This window comes from Enemella dayhoffiae, assembly GCF_002250625.1.
GTDB lineage: Bacteria > Actinomycetota > Actinomycetes > Propionibacteriales > Propionibacteriaceae > Enemella > Enemella dayhoffiae.
In genome coordinates, this window is record NZ_NMVQ01000003.1 from 19,806 (window position 1) to 35,267 (window position 15,462).

The 15,462-nt window shown below is 69.4% G+C and carries 13 protein-coding genes and 1 pseudogene; 11 read left to right on the forward strand and 3 right to left on the reverse strand.

The genetic code is table 11. The features are described from left to right. Nucleotides 1-107 precede the first annotated feature (107 nt). Complete coding sequence (locus CGZ93_RS03330; RefSeq protein ID WP_094362745.1) at nt 108-593, forward strand: CarD family transcriptional regulator; 486 nt, start codon at nt 108-110, stop codon at nt 591-593. Nucleotides 594-618: 25 nt separating this feature from the next. After that, nucleotides 619-1,311, forward strand: coding sequence for a 2-C-methyl-D-erythritol 4-phosphate cytidylyltransferase (ispD, locus tag CGZ93_RS03335; protein ID WP_094362746.1), 693 nt, complete (start codon nt 619-621; stop codon nt 1,309-1,311). A gap of 45 nt (nt 1,312-1,356) precedes the next feature. Here ispD and CGZ93_RS03340 read toward each other — a convergent pair whose 3' ends face one another. Then, on the reverse strand, nt 1,357-2,544 hold the full coding sequence (locus tag CGZ93_RS03340; protein WP_176451612.1) for a neutral zinc metallopeptidase: 1,188 nt from the start codon (nt 2,542-2,544) through the stop codon (nt 1,357-1,359). A 120-nt stretch (nt 2,545-2,664) separates the two neighbouring features. Then, entirely contained in the window at nt 2,665-3,177 is a 513-nt protein-coding gene (gene ispF, locus CGZ93_RS03345) for a 2-C-methyl-D-erythritol 2,4-cyclodiphosphate synthase (protein WP_094362748.1), read from the reverse strand. 125 nt (nt 3,178-3,302) lie between these two features. Between ispF and CGZ93_RS03350 the strand changes: the two genes are divergently transcribed. The 7 genes from CGZ93_RS03350 to CGZ93_RS03380 all read left to right on the forward strand — a co-directional run bounded on the left by CGZ93_RS03350 (nt 3,303) and on the right by CGZ93_RS03380 (nt 12,972). Then, nucleotides 3,303-4,994 (forward strand): DUF2207 domain-containing protein, encoded by a 1,692-nt coding sequence (locus CGZ93_RS03350; protein ID WP_094362749.1) that lies wholly within the window; start codon nt 3,303-3,305, stop codon nt 4,992-4,994. A 237-nt stretch (nt 4,995-5,231) separates the two neighbouring features. Next, nucleotides 5,232-6,386: a hypothetical protein gene (locus CGZ93_RS03355; protein WP_094362750.1), complete on the forward strand. Its 1,155-nt coding sequence runs from the start codon at nt 5,232-5,234 to the stop codon at nt 6,384-6,386. A 65-nt stretch (nt 6,387-6,451) separates the two neighbouring features. Further along, a complete protein-coding gene (locus CGZ93_RS03360; protein WP_094362751.1) occupies nt 6,452-7,759 on the forward strand; it encodes an MFS transporter in 1,308 nt (435 codons plus the stop codon). Beyond that, nucleotides 7,704-8,474, forward strand: a complete 771-nt coding sequence (locus CGZ93_RS03365; RefSeq protein ID WP_094362836.1) for a MerR family transcriptional regulator — start codon at nt 7,704-7,706, stop codon at nt 8,472-8,474. Before CGZ93_RS03360 ends, CGZ93_RS03365 begins: the two co-directional genes overlap by 56 nt. 32 nt (nt 8,475-8,506) lie before the next feature. Further along, nucleotides 8,507-10,159 (forward strand): family 16 glycosylhydrolase, encoded by a 1,653-nt coding sequence (locus CGZ93_RS03370; RefSeq protein WP_176451613.1) that lies wholly within the window; start codon nt 8,507-8,509, stop codon nt 10,157-10,159. A 102-nt stretch (nt 10,160-10,261) separates the two neighbouring features. After that, complete coding sequence (locus tag CGZ93_RS03375; RefSeq protein WP_094362753.1) at nt 10,262-10,447, forward strand: hypothetical protein; 186 nt, start codon at nt 10,262-10,264, stop codon at nt 10,445-10,447. Between the two features lie 14 nt (nt 10,448-10,461). Further along, nucleotides 10,462-12,972 (forward strand): family 16 glycosylhydrolase, encoded by a 2,511-nt coding sequence (locus tag CGZ93_RS03380; RefSeq protein ID WP_094362754.1) that lies wholly within the window; start codon nt 10,462-10,464, stop codon nt 12,970-12,972. A gap of 84 nt (nt 12,973-13,056) precedes the next feature. On the opposite strand, the gene CGZ93_RS03385 is transcribed toward CGZ93_RS03380, so the two are convergent. Beyond that, nucleotides 13,057-14,499, reverse strand: coding sequence for a glycine hydroxymethyltransferase (locus CGZ93_RS03385; RefSeq protein WP_094362837.1), 1,443 nt, complete (start codon nt 14,497-14,499; stop codon nt 13,057-13,059). Between the two features lie 450 nt (nt 14,500-14,949). Between CGZ93_RS03385 and CGZ93_RS20010 the strand changes: the two are divergent. Both CGZ93_RS20010 and CGZ93_RS19265 read left to right on the forward strand, forming a co-directional pair. Beyond that, a pseudogene (locus tag CGZ93_RS20010) lies at nt 14,950-15,153 on the forward strand (sortase); the annotation flags it as partial. A 16-nt stretch (nt 15,154-15,169) separates the two neighbouring features. Continuing rightward, nucleotides 15,170-15,433 (forward strand): hypothetical protein, encoded by a 264-nt coding sequence (locus tag CGZ93_RS19265; protein ID WP_229117174.1) that lies wholly within the window; start codon nt 15,170-15,172, stop codon nt 15,431-15,433. The last annotated feature ends 29 nt before the right edge of the window (nt 15,434-15,462 follow it).

Genomic DNA, 15,462 nt, shown 5'->3' on the forward strand with positions numbered 1-15,462 from the left:
TTTGTCAAGGGATCGGTTGCCGCGCATTCCGCTCTGGCTACGGGAAACGCCCGGGAGCCTGCGCTGGGGGCGTGCTAAACTGGTCTGCGGGAAAGGGGTTACAACATATGACCTTCACAGTCGGCGAAACGGTGGTCTATCCCAATCATGGGGCGGCCGTCATCGAGGACATCGAGACCCGCAAGATCAAGGGTGAGGACAAGCTCTACCTGGTGCTGAGGATCGTCGGCCAGAACGACCTGGTCGTTCGGGTCCCGGCGTGCAACCTCGACCTGGTGGGCGTACGCGACGTGGTGGACGCCGCCGGACTGGAGAAGGTGTTCTCCGTCCTGCGCGCTCCGCACACCGAGGAGCCCACCAACTGGTCTCGACGTTACAAGGCAAACCTGGAGAAGCTGCACTCCGGGAACGTCATGAAGGTGTCCGAGGTCGTGCGCGACCTCTGGCGCCGCGAGAAGGACCGTGGCCTGTCGGCCGGCGAGAAGCGGATGCTGGCCAAGGCCCGCCAGATCCTGGTCTCCGAGCTCGCCCTGGCCGAAAAGGTCGAGGAGGACAAGGCCGAGACCATGCTCGACGAGGTTCTCGCGTCCTGATTTCCCACCACAGTTGAACAATCCCATGCAACCGGTCGTCGCCCTCGTGGCGGCGGCCGGTTCTGGTTCCCGGCTCGGTGGTCCCGTGCCGAAGGCGCTGCTCGAACTGGCCGGGGTCCCGCTGGTACGCCGCTCGGTCGAGCAGTTGGCCGCCGGCGGCGCGCAGCGGGCCGTGATCGTGGTGGCCGCCGGGCTCGAGCCGGACTTCGAGCGGGCGCTGGCCGGCGCCCCGATCGAGTGCCAGCTGGTGACCGGGGGAGCCGAGCGTCAGGAGTCGGTACGCCGCGGCCTCGCGGCCTGCGCGGGGCCGGGTGAGGACGCGGTGGTGCTGGTGCACGACGCGGCCCGGCCGCTGGTTCCGGCCGAGGTGGTCGCGGCGGTGGTGTCGGCCGTGCGCGCGGGTCTCCGGGCGGTGGTACCGGTGCTGCCGGTGATCGACTCGATCCGACGCGTCACCGGCGACGACTCGGTCGTGGTGGATCGCGCGGAACTCGTTGGCGTACAGACTCCGCAGGGGTTCGACCTGGCCACCCTGCGCTCCGCCCACGAACAGGTGGCCGCCCGGGGACTCGCGGTCACCGACGACGCCGCCTGCTGCGAGGCGATCGGCGTACCGGTGCACCTGGTGCCCGGTTCGCGGCTGTCGATGAAGGTCACCGAACCCGTCGACGTCCGGATCGCCGAGGCCCTGCTGAGCGCTCCAGCGTTGCCCGAATAGCGGGCGGTTCACTGGGTGGCCGCTTGCCGTGCTGCTCGGGGAGCGTCAGCGGACGTACTGGGCGGGGGCGGTCATCGTGTTGCACTTGGCGATGTCGGTGCTGGTCAGCCCGACCTGGAACCAGTAGAGGCGGCTGGCGGCGTTGCCGTGGTTGCCCCAGACGTCCGGCTTGCCGCTGAGCACGTCGTCGCCGCCGTTGCGGACGCTGGTCTGGATGTCCTGCCAGTTCTTGTCGGTGTAGTTCATCGATCGGGCGACCGACTGCAGATACATGCCGGCGAAGCAGTCCGCCTGCACCTCGATCCGCCGGTTCAGCTCCAAGGCCTCTTTCTTGTCCACCTTGGTCTGCTGATACTGGTTGGCGAACAGGATCAGTGTCCGACCCTGCAGGGCGTGCCCGAACTCGTGGGCCATCACCTCGTCGATCACGTGCGGCTGGGCCATGATCGCCAGTGCGGGGTGCGCCTCGTGGATCTTGCGCGAATAGTAGACCTGCTGGTTGGCCGGGCAATAGAACGCGTTCGGCCCGACCGCCTTGCCGCCGCCACACGGGGAGGTGCCCGAGGCGCCGTAGATGTTCACGATCGGTCGCACCAGCTCATATTTCCCGGTGCCCTTGAACGGCTGATCCCACACGCGCATGTTGCACGCCATCAGGTCGTCGATGTAGTCCTTCACCTCGGCGTCGGTGGCGGTGACCACGTTCATGTTCGGGTTCCGCAGCTCGCAGCGCACCGGCACCGGCAATCGCTGCTTGTAGAGCGCGTTGTCGTCGGTGATCGCCTTGGCCTCGGACTCGTCAGCGTCCGGGAACGGCTTGACGTCACCCGGTGCGGGCGGGGTGTAGTCGTCGTTCTGATAGCGCGGCTGCAGCATCGAGTTGACCACCAGGGCGACGATCGCCAGCCCGACCACCGCCAGGGCCGCGATCAGGAAGGGTTTGAGGGACCGCTTCGGCTTGGGCGTCGGGAACTGCGGTCCACCCCACCCGCCGGGCTGTCCCGGCTGCTGCCGTCCCCAGCCCTGCTGCCCCTGCGGCGAGCCGAACTGTGGCTGACCGAACTGCGGCTGCCCGAACTGCGGCTGCCCGAAACCCTGTCCCTGCCCGAATCCCTGCTGCCCGAATCCCTGCTGACCAAAACCGGGCTGGCCGAAGGACTGCTGACCCCAGCTCTGGCTGGGCGTACCGCCGCCCTGCTGACCCCACGGTCCGCCGGAAAATCCCTGGCTCATGCCAACCCCTGTCTGCGCCATTCGGCTTTCGTCTGCGGTGACCCTAGCCGCTCGGCCGGTCCATCGGGAGGCTGGGGGACGACCCCGGCGAGAAGCGTGACCGATGCGTGACCGACGGCGTCAGCCGCGGAGGATCAGCAGCGCGGTGGCGATCGCGGCCAAACCCTCACCCCGCCCGATCAACCCGAGCCCGTCGGTGGTGGTCGCGGCGACCGACACCGGGGCGCCGAGGGTGCGCGACAGCAGCGCCTCGGCCTCGCTGCGGCGTACGCCCAGCCGCGGCCGGTTGCCGATCACCTGGATCGCCACGTTGCCGATGTCGAAGCCGGCCGCGCGAACCCGTCGCGCGGTCTCGGTCAGGAAGGCCGGCCCCGCGGCGCCCGACCACTGCGGGTCGGAGGTGCCGTAGTTGCTGCCCAGATCACCCAGTCCGGCCGCCGACAGCAGCGCGTCACAGGCGGCGTGGCAGGCGACGTCACCGTCGGAGTGCCCCTCCGGTCCCCGCGGTTCATCGGGGAAGTGCAGCCCGGCCACGATCATCGGGCGTCCGTCGGCGAGCGCGTGCACGTCCACGCCGATACCGGTCCGAAAGGGCGCCGCGACGGGCGGGTCGGGAGCGGGGGAGTCGGTCACGGACCCAACCCTAACCGGGTCGTTACGAAGTCGTGGCCGCTGCGAGCCCGGTCCCGCACCGGCCCCTGTGCCATAGTTGCCCCGGCGTGTCCGGCTCACGGGCACCCCCGGATCGGGAGGATCGGATGGCACACGCGCAAGCGCGAACCCGGCGGCTGCTGGCCCTGTTGGCCGCGGTTCTGCTGGCTCACCTCGCACTGTTCGGAGCCGCGCTGCCCGCACGGGCGGCCGACAAGGTCACCACCTATGACGCGGACGTGATCGTGGCCAAGGACGGGTCGCTGGAGGTCAAGGCGGTGCTCACCTTCGACGGTGCGCCGGCCACCGTGACCCAGCGGTTCAGCACGCGCGAGCCGCTGGTGAACCAGCGTGAATATGTGCTCCACGTGAGCGACCTGCGCGCCACCGCCGGCGGCAAGGACGTCGGCCAGGTGCACTCCGAGAAGGACCACAGCATGATCACCGTCAACCCGGGCGGGGCGCGCCAGGTTGAGCTGAGTTACAAGGTGAAGGGCGCCACGGTGAAGGCCCCCGGCGGCGGCACCCTGGTCCGCTGGGACGTGCTGCAGGGGCTCTCCGTCCCGGTCGACCAGGTCACCATCGAGCTCGGCCTGCCGGCCCAGTTCAGCGACTTCAAGTGCGTGGCTGGCGCCCCGGGTGCCGAGACCTCCTGCTCCCTGGCCGAGGGGGATCCGCACGGCGGCCTGCCGCGGATGTCCGACGGCCCGCGCGGTCAGGGCGAGATCGTCGGCGTACGCGTGGCGTTCCCGGCCGGCGCGGTGACCGCCAACGAGGAGATCGACGAACTGTGGACCGTCGGGCGGGCGTTCACCGGCACCGGCGTCCCGCTGGCGCTGGCCCTGGCGACGCTGCTGCTCGGCGGAATCGCGCTGTTCGTGCTGCATCGACGCGCCGGTCGGGACGCGCACCCCTCCGGCGACCCGATCCGGATCGCCGAGTTCGCCCCGGTCGGCGAGGGCACCCACGAGTTCAAGGTGGGCGGGGAGGTGCTGCCGGGACAGGTGGGCACCGTCGCGGACGAGCGGGTCGACCCGATCGACGTGACCGCCACCATCATCGACCTGGCGGTCCGCGGTCACCTGCTGATCGTCGAGCTGCCGCGGCGCAGCGAGTTCGCCGCCACCGACTGGAAGTTCCACCGGCTGCCCGGTGACGAGTCGAGGCTGCGGCCCTATGAGAAGGCCCTGCTCGACGCGATCGCTCCGGCCGACGGGACGGAGGTGCTGGTCTCCGAGATCGGCCCGACCATCTCCGGATCCATCCCCGCCGTGCAGAACCACCTCTATGACGAGATGGTCGAGCACGGCTGGTATGACCGGCGACCCGACTCCACCCGCAACGTGTGGAACCAGGCCGCCCTGGTCGTGCTGGTGCTCGGGGTCGTGCTCACCGGCGTACTCGCCGCGTTCACCAGCTTCGGCCTGACCGGTCTGGCCGTGGTCGCCCTCGGCCTCGGGCTGGCGTTCGTCGCCCAGGAGATGCCGGCCCGCACCGAGAAGGGTGCCCGCCTGCTCGCCGGCCTCGGCGCCCTGCGCCAGGAACTGGCGAGCCAGCCGACCGACCGGATGCCGAAGGGCCGGGAATACCACGAGCTCTCCGAGGTGCTGCCGTATGCCATCGTGCTCGGCGGGGCGGATCGCTGGCTCGCCGCGCTGGTCGCCGCCGACGACGACGCGGAGGCCGATCCGACCGACCTGTCCTGGTATCACGGTCCCGACACCTGGCACCTGCGTGACCTGCCCGACTCGCTGGGCAACTTCATCACCACCGTCTCCGGCAACCTGTTCGCGCGTTGATGGGGGACGGCCGCAACGGGTTTCGCTGTGGGCGGGGATGGTGCTGGCGGCCGCCAGTCTGCTGATCTCGGCATCGGGTTCGTACGCCGCAGCGGCGCCGACCCCGATCGGTGCGGGTGACCCCACCCTCGCCCCGACGACTGCGCGACCGACCCCGACGAAGGGCCCCGCCACCGCCCGCAGCACGGCGACCCCGCGCAGCACGGCACCAAGGGAGGTGACGTCACCGCCGGAGCGGTGGGCATCGACCGGGACGCGTTACGCCACGCGATCAACGACTACCGGTGGCAGGTGATCCTCGGCTCGCACATCCCGCCCGACGGCAGCTGGGCCCCGTGGATCGATGACAGTAAGCCGTTCCCGGACCGGCACGACCTGTTCGACTACCTGCGCTACGAAACCTTCGACCCGACCTGCCAGCCCTACGGCGAGATCGCCCGGGTGTGGGCCTCTCGACCCGAGCTGGGCAAACCGTGGGGCTGCGAGGTGAACGCCTCCGCGCCCGGTGCCCGGGTGCAGGACTTCGCAGGAGGACGGATTTGCTGGTCGCCCGAAACCGGCGCCCAGGTCGTCGTCGGTGCGATCCTGAACGGGCTCACCCGCGCCGGCGGCGAGTGGGACTTCGGGCTGCCGGTCGGCTCGGAGTTCTGCGGTCTCCGCGACCGGGGCTGTGCCCAGATCTTCCAACGTGGGTTGACCTATTTCTCGCCCGCCTCCGGGGCGCACGGGGTGCGCGGGGCGATCTTCAACAAGTTTGCCGAGCTCGGCTACGAACGCTCCGCCCTCGGTTATCCGCTGGCCCGGGAGAACTGCGGGATGAAGGACGAAGGCTGCTACCAGACGTTCCAGGGCGGGCTGATCTACTGGTCGCCAGCCACCGGTGCGCACGTGCTGAAGGGCGCGATCTTCGACAAGTTCGGTGCGCTGGGGTGGGAGCGGTCGTTCCTGGGCTATCCGACCTCGGACGAGATCTGCGGCCTGCGTGACGGCGGGTGTGTGCAGCGGTTCCAGGGCGGGTTGCTCTATTGGTCGCCGGCCGCCGGCCCGCATTTCGTGCGCGGGTTGATCCAGCAGCGTTATGCGGCGATGGGGTGGGAGACCGGTGCGTTCGGTTTCCCGGTGACCGACGAGGTGTGCGGGTTGCGCGACGGGGGCTGCTATCAGCGGTTCCAGCGCGAGGACGGGCACATCTACTTTTCGCCGGCGTCGGGGGCGTGGTCGGTGCAGGGGGCGATCTTCGGCCATTGGGCGTCGACGGGCTGGGAGGCCGGTCGGCTTGGTTATCCGGTGGGCCCGGAGTCGTGTCGTGACCTGCCGGATGCGCGGGAGTGTGTGCAGAACTTCCAGGGCGGCGAGGTCGTCTGGAACTCCCGCTTCGGCACCCGCGGCTGAGGCGTACGCCCGGATCGAATCGGGCGTTTGACCCTGACGCAGCGTCAGGGCCGGACGATGGGTGCATGAACGCACGCAACCCGATCACCCTGGGTCTCTTCCTGCTCGCCGAGGGCGCCTCCCTCTTCGGCAACGCGGCCATCTCGATCGTGCTCCCGTGGCTGGTGCTGGCGCGTACCGGAGACCCAGCGCTGACCGGACTGGTCGCCGCCGTCTCCGCGGTGCCGTCGTTCCTGGCCACGCTCGTCAGCGGGCACCTGATCGACAAGGTGGGGCGGCGCCGGATGTCGGTGCTCGCCGACGTCGGGTCGGCGCTCAGCGTGGCGGCGCTGATCCTGGTGGATCGCACGCTCGGGCTCGACGTGTTCTGGTTCGTCGTGCTCGGCCTGCTCGGGGCCCTGTTCGACGTGCCGGGGATGACGGCCCGGGAAACCCTGCTGCCCAACGTTTCCCGGGCTTCGGGGGTCGCGCTGGAGAAGGTGGCCGGGCTGCGTCAGGTGATGTTCTCCCTGGCCATTCTGGCCGGACCCGGGGTCGCCGGTGGGTTGATGGCGGTGCTGGATCCGATGGTGGTGGTGGCGATCACCGCCGGCTGCTCGGCGTTGGCGGCGCTGTGCATGGCGGTGCTGCCGCTGCTGCCGGCCGCGCCGGTCGACCCCGAGGAGGTGGATCCGCACGCCGGCGTGCTGGGCGGCTGGCGGTTCGTCCGCGGCAACCCCGGACTGTTCGCGATGCTGCTGGTCAGCCTGCTGGCGACCGTGCCCATCGCCCCGCTGCTGGCGGTCATCCTGCCGGCCCACTTCAGCGGCATGGCCCGGCCCGAGCTGCTCGGCCTGTCCATGTCGGCGTACGCCGTCGGTTCGATGGGCGGCTCGATCCTCTACGCCGTGGCGCTGTCGAAATGGCGATGGGCCAGCTGGGTGGTCTCGATGCTGCTGTTCGCCGGCTCGCTCGCCGTCGTCGCCCCGCTGCGCGGCTTCTGGCTGGTGGCGGTGGGCATGGCACTGGCCGGGATCGCCGGCGGGCTGATGGGGCCGGTGGCGATGGTGTCGATGTCCGAGCACGTGCCGGATCGGGTCCGCGGCCGGGTGATGGCCCTGTTCAGCGCCCTGTCCATGGTCACCGCCCCGATCGGGCTGGGGCTGATGGCGCTGCTGCTCACCGGCGCCGGGATCGGCGTCGGCGCCTGGGCGTGTTGCCTCGCGTTCCTGCCGGTGGCGGCGTACGCCCTGCTCGCTCCCGGTCTGCGATCCTTCGTGGACAAGCCGGCCCGCGGGGACAATCCGGTCGGCGGAGAGAATCCTGAGGAGGTGCGGAATGCTGACGATCGGCCAGCTGGCGCGGTACGCCCGGGTGAGCGTCAGGACGGTTAGGCACTATCACCAGATCGGGTTGTTCGCCGAACCCGAACGGGACGCCTCCGGTTATCGCCGCTACGGCCCCCAGGACGTGGTGACGCTGATCCGCATCCGCACCCTGGCCGCCTCGGGCGTACCGCTGGCAAGGATCAGCGAGCTGCTCGACGCCGAGCCGACCGAGCTGGCGGGCGCCGTCGACGAGATCGACCGCGAACTGCGGGTGCGGATCAACGAGCTGCGAGAGACCCGCAGGCGACTGGCCAGGCTGCGTGACGGCACCGACCAGGTGCTCCCCGAGGCTGCCAACCGCTACTTCGACCGGCTGTATCAGATCGGTGTCCGCGGTGAGGCGCTGGAGATCGAGCGGGAGGCGTGGATCCTCATGCAGGCGGTGTTTCCCGAGGGCATCGCCGAATGGGCCGAGTGGCAGTTGACGGCGCTGGACGACCCGGACGCCGAGCAGCTGTATCGGACCATGACCGAGGCGCGACACTGGGCACCCGACGATCCGCGGATCGAGGGGATCGTGGACGAGGCGGTCGCCCTGACGCTGCGGAATTTCCCGCCGGAAGAGGCGAACTCCGACACCTGGCGGATCGCCGACCAGGTCGGGATGGACCTGGTGAACGAGCACGGACTCGCCGGTTCGCCTGCCTGGCAGCGAATTTCGCACCAGGTGGCGCGGCGACTGTCCGGCGCCGGTTATCGGGTGTCCGACGAGCGGATGTGACAGGATGCCTCCCAGCTACTCGGGGAGGCCTCATGCGCGCAGTCACCGGAACTCGTTGGGCCGCGTTGCTGCTGACGAGCCTGCTGGCCACCTCGATCGGGGCGTTCGCCTCGGCCGCCCCCACCCCGACACCGACCCGGCCCACCAGCGCCACCCCGCCCGCGGCGGCTCCGCGGGCCACCGGGATGCAGCGGCCCACCTATTCGCTGGCGAACGGCGACGAGTTCGACCAGGCGGGCCTGTCCACCGGCTATCGCATCTATGCCGAGACCCGCGCCAAGGGCGGGCTGAAGGGCAAGAGCCTGTTCCGGCCGGAGAACGTGACCCTGCACGACGGCTATCTGGACCTCCGCACCTCCCGGCACTGCGTGCTGCCCGGTGAGGAACCGACCGAGGCCAACGTCAACGAACAGGTGTGCCCGGCCGGTACCGCGACCACCTACACCACCGGCCGGATCGAGACGATGTTCTACCCCTACAAGGCGCCCCGGGTGATGGAGGTGCGCGCCAAGCTGGACGGCGCCCACGGGGACCACAACGGGATCACCAGCACCGCCTGGGCCAACAACGCGAACATGTTCTGCGGCGACAACGGCACCACCAACTCCGACATCGCCGAGCTGGACACGATGGAGGTGTGGGACTCCAGCTACAACCAGAGCACCACGCACCTGGCCTGCCGCAACGGGCAGGTGGCGACCCGAGGAACCAGGCTGAACACCCCGACGGTGGGGGACTGGCACACCTGGCGGGTCGAATATGACGGCCACTCGATCCGCTACTTCTTCGACGGGCGGCCGATGCCGCTGATGGCCCCCCACAGCGGGACCGCGCTGACCGCGGACCTGGCCGGGCTGAGCCCGACCGAGTTCAACCGGGTGATCATCGGACAGCCGTGGATGACGGTGATCTACAACACCGTCAACGCCGCCGGCGGATGGGCCCCGGCCACCGATGACAACCTCCCGTTCCAGACCAAGCACGATCTCTTCGATTACCTGCGCTGGCAGGATTTCGACCCGACGGCGCCCGGCTGCGCACCGACGGGCGCGATCGGTCAGGCGTACGCCAACGCGCGACACCTGGGCGCGGCCACCAGCTGCGAACGCGACACCGAGGTCGGTGGCGGTCGGGTGCAGAACTTCGAAGGCGGGCGCATCTATTGGCGCTCCGACACCGGCGCGGTGGTGGTGCTGGGCGCGATCGTCCAGACATATCTGGCCGGTGCCGAACGACTGCTCGGACTGCCCCGGGGAGCGGAGTTCTGCGGGCTGCGTGACGGTGGCTGCTACCAGTCCTTCCAGGGTGGGTTGCTGTACTGGTCGCCGCCCAGCGGGGCCCATTTCGTGCGCGGCACGATCCTGGATCGGTACGCCGGTCAGGGCTGGGAGCGGGGCGTGTTCGGTTATCCGGTGACCGATGAGGTGTGCGGGTTGCGTGATGGGGGCTGTTATCAGCGGTTCCAGCGGGAGAACGGGCACATCTACTGGTCTGCGGCCAGCGGGGCGTGGGGCGTCCAGGGGATGATCTATGCGCACTGGGCGTCCACCGGTTATGAGAACGGCCGGTTGGGTTACCCGGTCGGGCCCGAGAGCTGCCGGCAACTGCCGGATGCCCGGGAGTGCGTGCAGAACTACCAGGGCGGTCGGATCGTGTGGAACTCGCGTAGGGGGATCGCCGGCTGACCGTCGGTCACAAGTTGGTCACTCCTGTGCGGTGCGGGGGAGTGCTGTCGACATCCCGTGATGGGGTGACCGCAGACTTCCCTTCCTGCTTGGAGTAATGCGATGAAGCGCAGCCCTGTCCGTTCGGTCGGCGTCCAGCTGTTGGCCGGTGCCCTGCTCAGCATCGGTGCCGCCTCGGCGTACGCCGCCCCGACGCCCACCGCGACGCCGAAGCCGACGGCCGCCCCCAGCGCGGCCGCCAGCCCGAGCGCCGCCCCCAGCCCGCGGCGAGCCCGCGTACGCCGGTAGCGTCGCCCACCCGGGTGGCGAACCAGCGGTCCGACGTCCAGCTGGCCCGGCCCGACTTCGACGACGCCTATCACCAGGTCCGGGTGACCTCCCCGGCCGGGGTGGAGCACCGGGTCAGGTTGGCCGACGGCACGTTCTTCAACGGCGGCCAGGTGTTGCGCAGCGCCACCTGGGAGAGCATGGCCGGTGTGGTCGGACAGCAGATCACCGTGGTCGCCACCTCCGTCGACCCCAACGTGGTGCTGACCGGCACCACCCAGTGGTCCTACACCTTCCACCCGCGGGCCACCACCCCCTTCGCCGGGGACGAGTTCGAGGGCCCGGGGATCAACGACGGCTGGCACGTGCTCTCCGAAAGTTGGGCCACCGGACGCAGCAAGGGCAAGAGCTTCTTCCGCCCCGAGAACGCCAAGGTGAGTGACGGAAAGCTGAAGATCACCAACGCCCGGCACTGCGTCACCCCCAACGTCGAGGAACCATCGGCGGCGAACCAGACCAGTGCGGTGTGCCCCGAGGGCAAGGAGACCGTCTACACCTCGGCTCGGTTGCTGTCCAAACAGGCGCTTCCCGCGCCGGGCGCCATGGAGGTCGTCGCCAAGTTGGACGAGTCCAAAGGACCCCACCACGGCATCACCAGCACCGTCTGGTCCAACAACACCGAGCCCTACTGCGCGCCGGGGCTCAGCTCCAACACCGTCGAGATCGACACGATGGAGATCTGGAACACCAGCTTCACCCACAACTCGACCCACACCAACTGCCGCGACGGCAAGTCGCTGAACCTCGGCATCCGTCAGCCCGCCCCCGACGGCAGCATCTCGGGGGAGTGGCACACCTTCCGGATGGAGTGGGACGGCTACGCAGTCCGCTACTTCTTCGACGGCAAACCGGTCCGGCTGTGGAAGGACCCCGGCACCGCGCTGACCAATGACGTACTCACCACCTGGGCAAAGCGCCAGGGTGTCGTGCCGATGGGCAAGGAGCAATGGGTCGCAGCGATGAGCGACTATGCGTGGTGGCTGCACGTCTACACCGCCGTCAACCACACCGGCGCCTGGTCCGGCTCGGTCGACGACACCAAACCGTGGGAACCCCGGGTCGACGAGTTCGAGTACGTGCGCTGGCACAAGTTCGACCTGAACGCGCCGCACTGCGTGCCCCGCGGCATGATCGCCGTGGCCGCGGGGGCGAACGCCGGCCAGCTCGGCCGACACACCAGCTGCGAGCGGATGACCGATATCCCGGGTGACCTCCGCGCCCAGGAGTTCGAGCACGGCCGGATCTACCTGTGGCCGAACGGCAGCACCCGGACCCTGCTCGGTCCCGAGTTCGAGGCCACCCGAGCCAACCTGGGTGGGCTGACCGGGGCCGCCTGGGACCAGCAGGGCGGCGAGCTGGGCGTACCGCTGGAGCCCGAGTCATGCGACCCCACCGTGCTTCCGCCCCAGCCGCCGGTGGCGCCGGCCTGGTGCCAGCGAGAATTCGCCAACGGCATGGTCGTCTTCAAGCGCAGCGAACTCGTCTACGGCGAGGCGTACGCCGTCCTCGGCGAGATCGGCAAGCGGTACGCCGAAGCGGGGGCGTACGAAGGATTTGGTGCTCCGCTTGGGAATGCGATCTGCGGTCTGAAGGACGGCGGCTGCTTCCAGCGGTTCGAGAAGGGCACCATCTACTGGTCTCCGAAGACCGGTGCCCACCTGGTGGTGGGGGCCATCCTCGACCGGTGGAGCCAGTTGAAGAACGAGACCGGAACCCTCGGATATCCCACCAGCAGTGAGATCTGCGGCCTCCGCGATGGCGGCTGCGTGCAGCATTTCCAGGGTGGGTTGATGTACTGGTCGCCGAAGTCCGGTGCTTACTTCGTGCGCGGGGCGATCTACAACAAGTTCGCCTCGCTCGACTGGGAACGCGGCTTCCTCGGTTATCCGGTGGGCGACGAGATCTGTGGGCTGCCCGACGGCGGCTGTGTGCAGCTGTTCCAGGGTGGTCTGGTCTATTGGTCGCCCGACACCGACGCCCACTTCGTGCGCGGGGCGATCTATGACAAGTTTGCCTCCCTCGACTGGGAACGCGGCTTCCTCGGTTATCCGGTGAGCGACGAGATCTGTGGGCTGCGCGACGGCGGCTGCGTGCAGCTGTTCAAGGGCGGGCTGCTCTATTGGTCGCCGAACACGGGCACGCACTTCGTCCGCGGGGCGATCTATGACCGGTACGCCGCCTCCGGCTGGGAGGGTGGCCCGTTCGGCTATCCGGTCACCGACGAGATCTGCGGGCTGCGCGACGGCGGCTGCTATCAGCGGTTCCAGCGCGAGGACGGGCACATCTACTGGTCGTCTGCCTCGGGGGCCTGGTCGGTGCAGGGCGCGATCTTCGGCCACTGGGCCTCGACCGGCTGGGAGGCCGGCCGGCTCGGCTATCCGGTCGGTGGCGAGACCTGCAGCGATGTCAACGGTGCCAGGGAATGCGTGCAGCAGTTCCAGCGCGGCCGCGTCATCTGGAACTCCCGCTTCGGCACCAGCGGCTGAGCACTGCGACGCCCCCCGAGTGGCGCGTTGCCCCCGATATATCGGGGGCGAGGCGCAGCTCGGGGGGCGTCGTCGTGTGTGGGGTCAGGAGAGCTCGAGGCCGGGATACAGGGGATGCTTGTCGAGCAGCTCGGCGGACTGTGCCTTGACCCGGTCGGCGACCCCGTCGGCCAACTGGTACTTTGCCTTGCCGGGCTTGCCGGTGGAGGCGGTGACCGGCTCGGTGTTGCTGAGCACCTCGACGATCAGCTCGGCGACCTTGTCGAACTCGTCGGCGCCGAAACCGCGGGAGGTGAGGGCCGGCGTACCGATCCGAACACCGGAGGTGTACCAGGCGCCGTTCGGGTCGTTCGGCACCGAGTTGCGGTTGGTCACCACGCCGGCGTCCAGCAGCGCGGACTCGCTCTGCCGGCCGGTGAGCCCGAACGAGGTGGTGTCGATCAGCACGAGGTGGTTGTCGGTGCCACCGGTGACCAGCTTGGTGCCACGCTTCATCAGGCCCTCGGCCAGCGTCTTGGCGTTGTCGGCCACGTTCTGTGCGTAGGTTCGGAAATCCGCGGTCCGCGCCTCGGCCAGCGCGACGGCCTTGGCGGCCATCATATGCGACAGCGGACCGCCGAGCACCAGCGGGCAGCCGCGGTCGACCGATGAGGCATATTCCTCGGTCGCCAGCACCAGGCCGCCGCGCGGTCCGCGCAGCGACTTGTGGGTGGTGGTGGTGACCACGTGGGCGTGCGGGACCGGGTCCTCGTCACCGGTGAAAACCTTGCCCGCAACGAGACCCGCGAAGTGGGCCATGTCCACCATCAGGGTCGCGCCCACCTCGTCGGCGATCTCGCGCATGGTGGCGAAGTTGATCCGGCGCGGGTACGCCGAGTAGCCGGCGACCAGCACCAGCGGCTTGAACTCCTTCACCTGTTCCCGCACCGCGTCGTAGTCGAGCAGCTGCGACTCCGGATCGGTGCCGTAGGAACGCTGGTGGAACATCTTGCCCGAGATGTTGGGGCGGAAGCCGTGGGTAAGGTGACCGCCGGCGTCCAGGCTCATCCCCATCAGCCGCTGTTCACCGAAACTGCGGCGCAGCGACTCCCACTCCTGCTCGGTCAGCTCGTTGACCTGCTTCCTGCCCAGCTCCGCCAGCCGCGGCTGCTCGACGCGCTGGGCGAGGATCGCCCAGAACGCGGTCAGGTTGGCGTCGATCCCGGAGTGCGGCTGGGCGTACGCGTATTCGGCGCCGAACAGCTCGCGGGCGTGCTCGGCCGCCACCGATTCGACGGTGTCCACGTTCTGGCAGCCGGCATAGAAGCGGTGCCCGATCGTCCCCTCGGCATACTTGTCGGAGAACCAGGTGCCCATGGTGGCGAGCACCGGCAGCGAGGCGTAGTTCTCCGAGGCGATCAACTTCAGCGACGCGCGCTGGTCGGTGAGCTCGTCACGGGTCGCCTGCGCGATCCGCGGCTCGACCTGGGCGATCACCTTCAGGATCGTCTGGTACGCCGGGCTGAGCTCGGCATTCGGGTTGGTCAAGATCACTCCTTCGGTTGGCCCGGCCCAATCTATCGGCTGGCGAAGCGGGCTGGCCGCCGGTCCGTCTCCGGTTCGGGACCGGCGGGCCGGAAGAACGCCGTTTATATGTCAATAATGCGCTCCAGAGGTGGCCTGTGGATGGCCGTCTCCGCCCTGGCCCTGGTCGCCGGGGGCGGGATGCTGATCGCCCGCGGCCGACGGAAGTCGCAGGCCTAAGACCATGAGCACGATGACCTCGCCCCAGCCCGTTCCGCCGCCCGCCCCGGCCCGGGCCGCCGAGCGGCCTATCGGCAGGCGGCAGTTGTCGCGGGCCCGTGGTGCGGGTGCTGCTGGTGCTGATCGGCGTGCTGGTGCTGCTCTACCCGGTCGTCTCCACCCAGTACAACAACTTCCGGCAGCGGCAGTTCGCCAACCAGTACAACCGGCAGGTGCAGCCGAGGTCCTGGCAAGGGGGCCGGGCACCTCTACGGCACCCCGCTGCCGGTCGGCGGGGTCGGCACCCACGCGGTGCTGACCAGCCACACCGGCCTCGCCAACTCGACCCTGTTCGACCACCTCAAGGACGTCAAGGAGGGCGAGCTGATCGTCGTCGACGTCTACGGCGAGACGCTGGCCTACCAGGTCGACCAGATCAAGGTGGTGCTGCCGAGCGAGATCCGCGACCTGGCGGGTGGAGCCCGGGCGGGACCAGCTCACCCTGTTCACCTGCACCCCCTATGCGGTGAACACGCACCGGCTGCTGGTGCGCGGCCACCGCGTGCCCCACCAGGCGTTGGTGGACCAGCGGGCCATGGCCGGGGCCGGCTTCACGCTCGAACCGTGGATGTACGCCCTGATCGGCGGCGCTGCGGCCGGGCTCGCCCTGGTGATCGTGATCGGGGTGCGGGAGCGTCGGCGTACCCGCCGCGCCGTGCCGGCGCGCGCCGCTGTGTGACCAGCCCCCAGCCGACCGGTTAGGGTGAC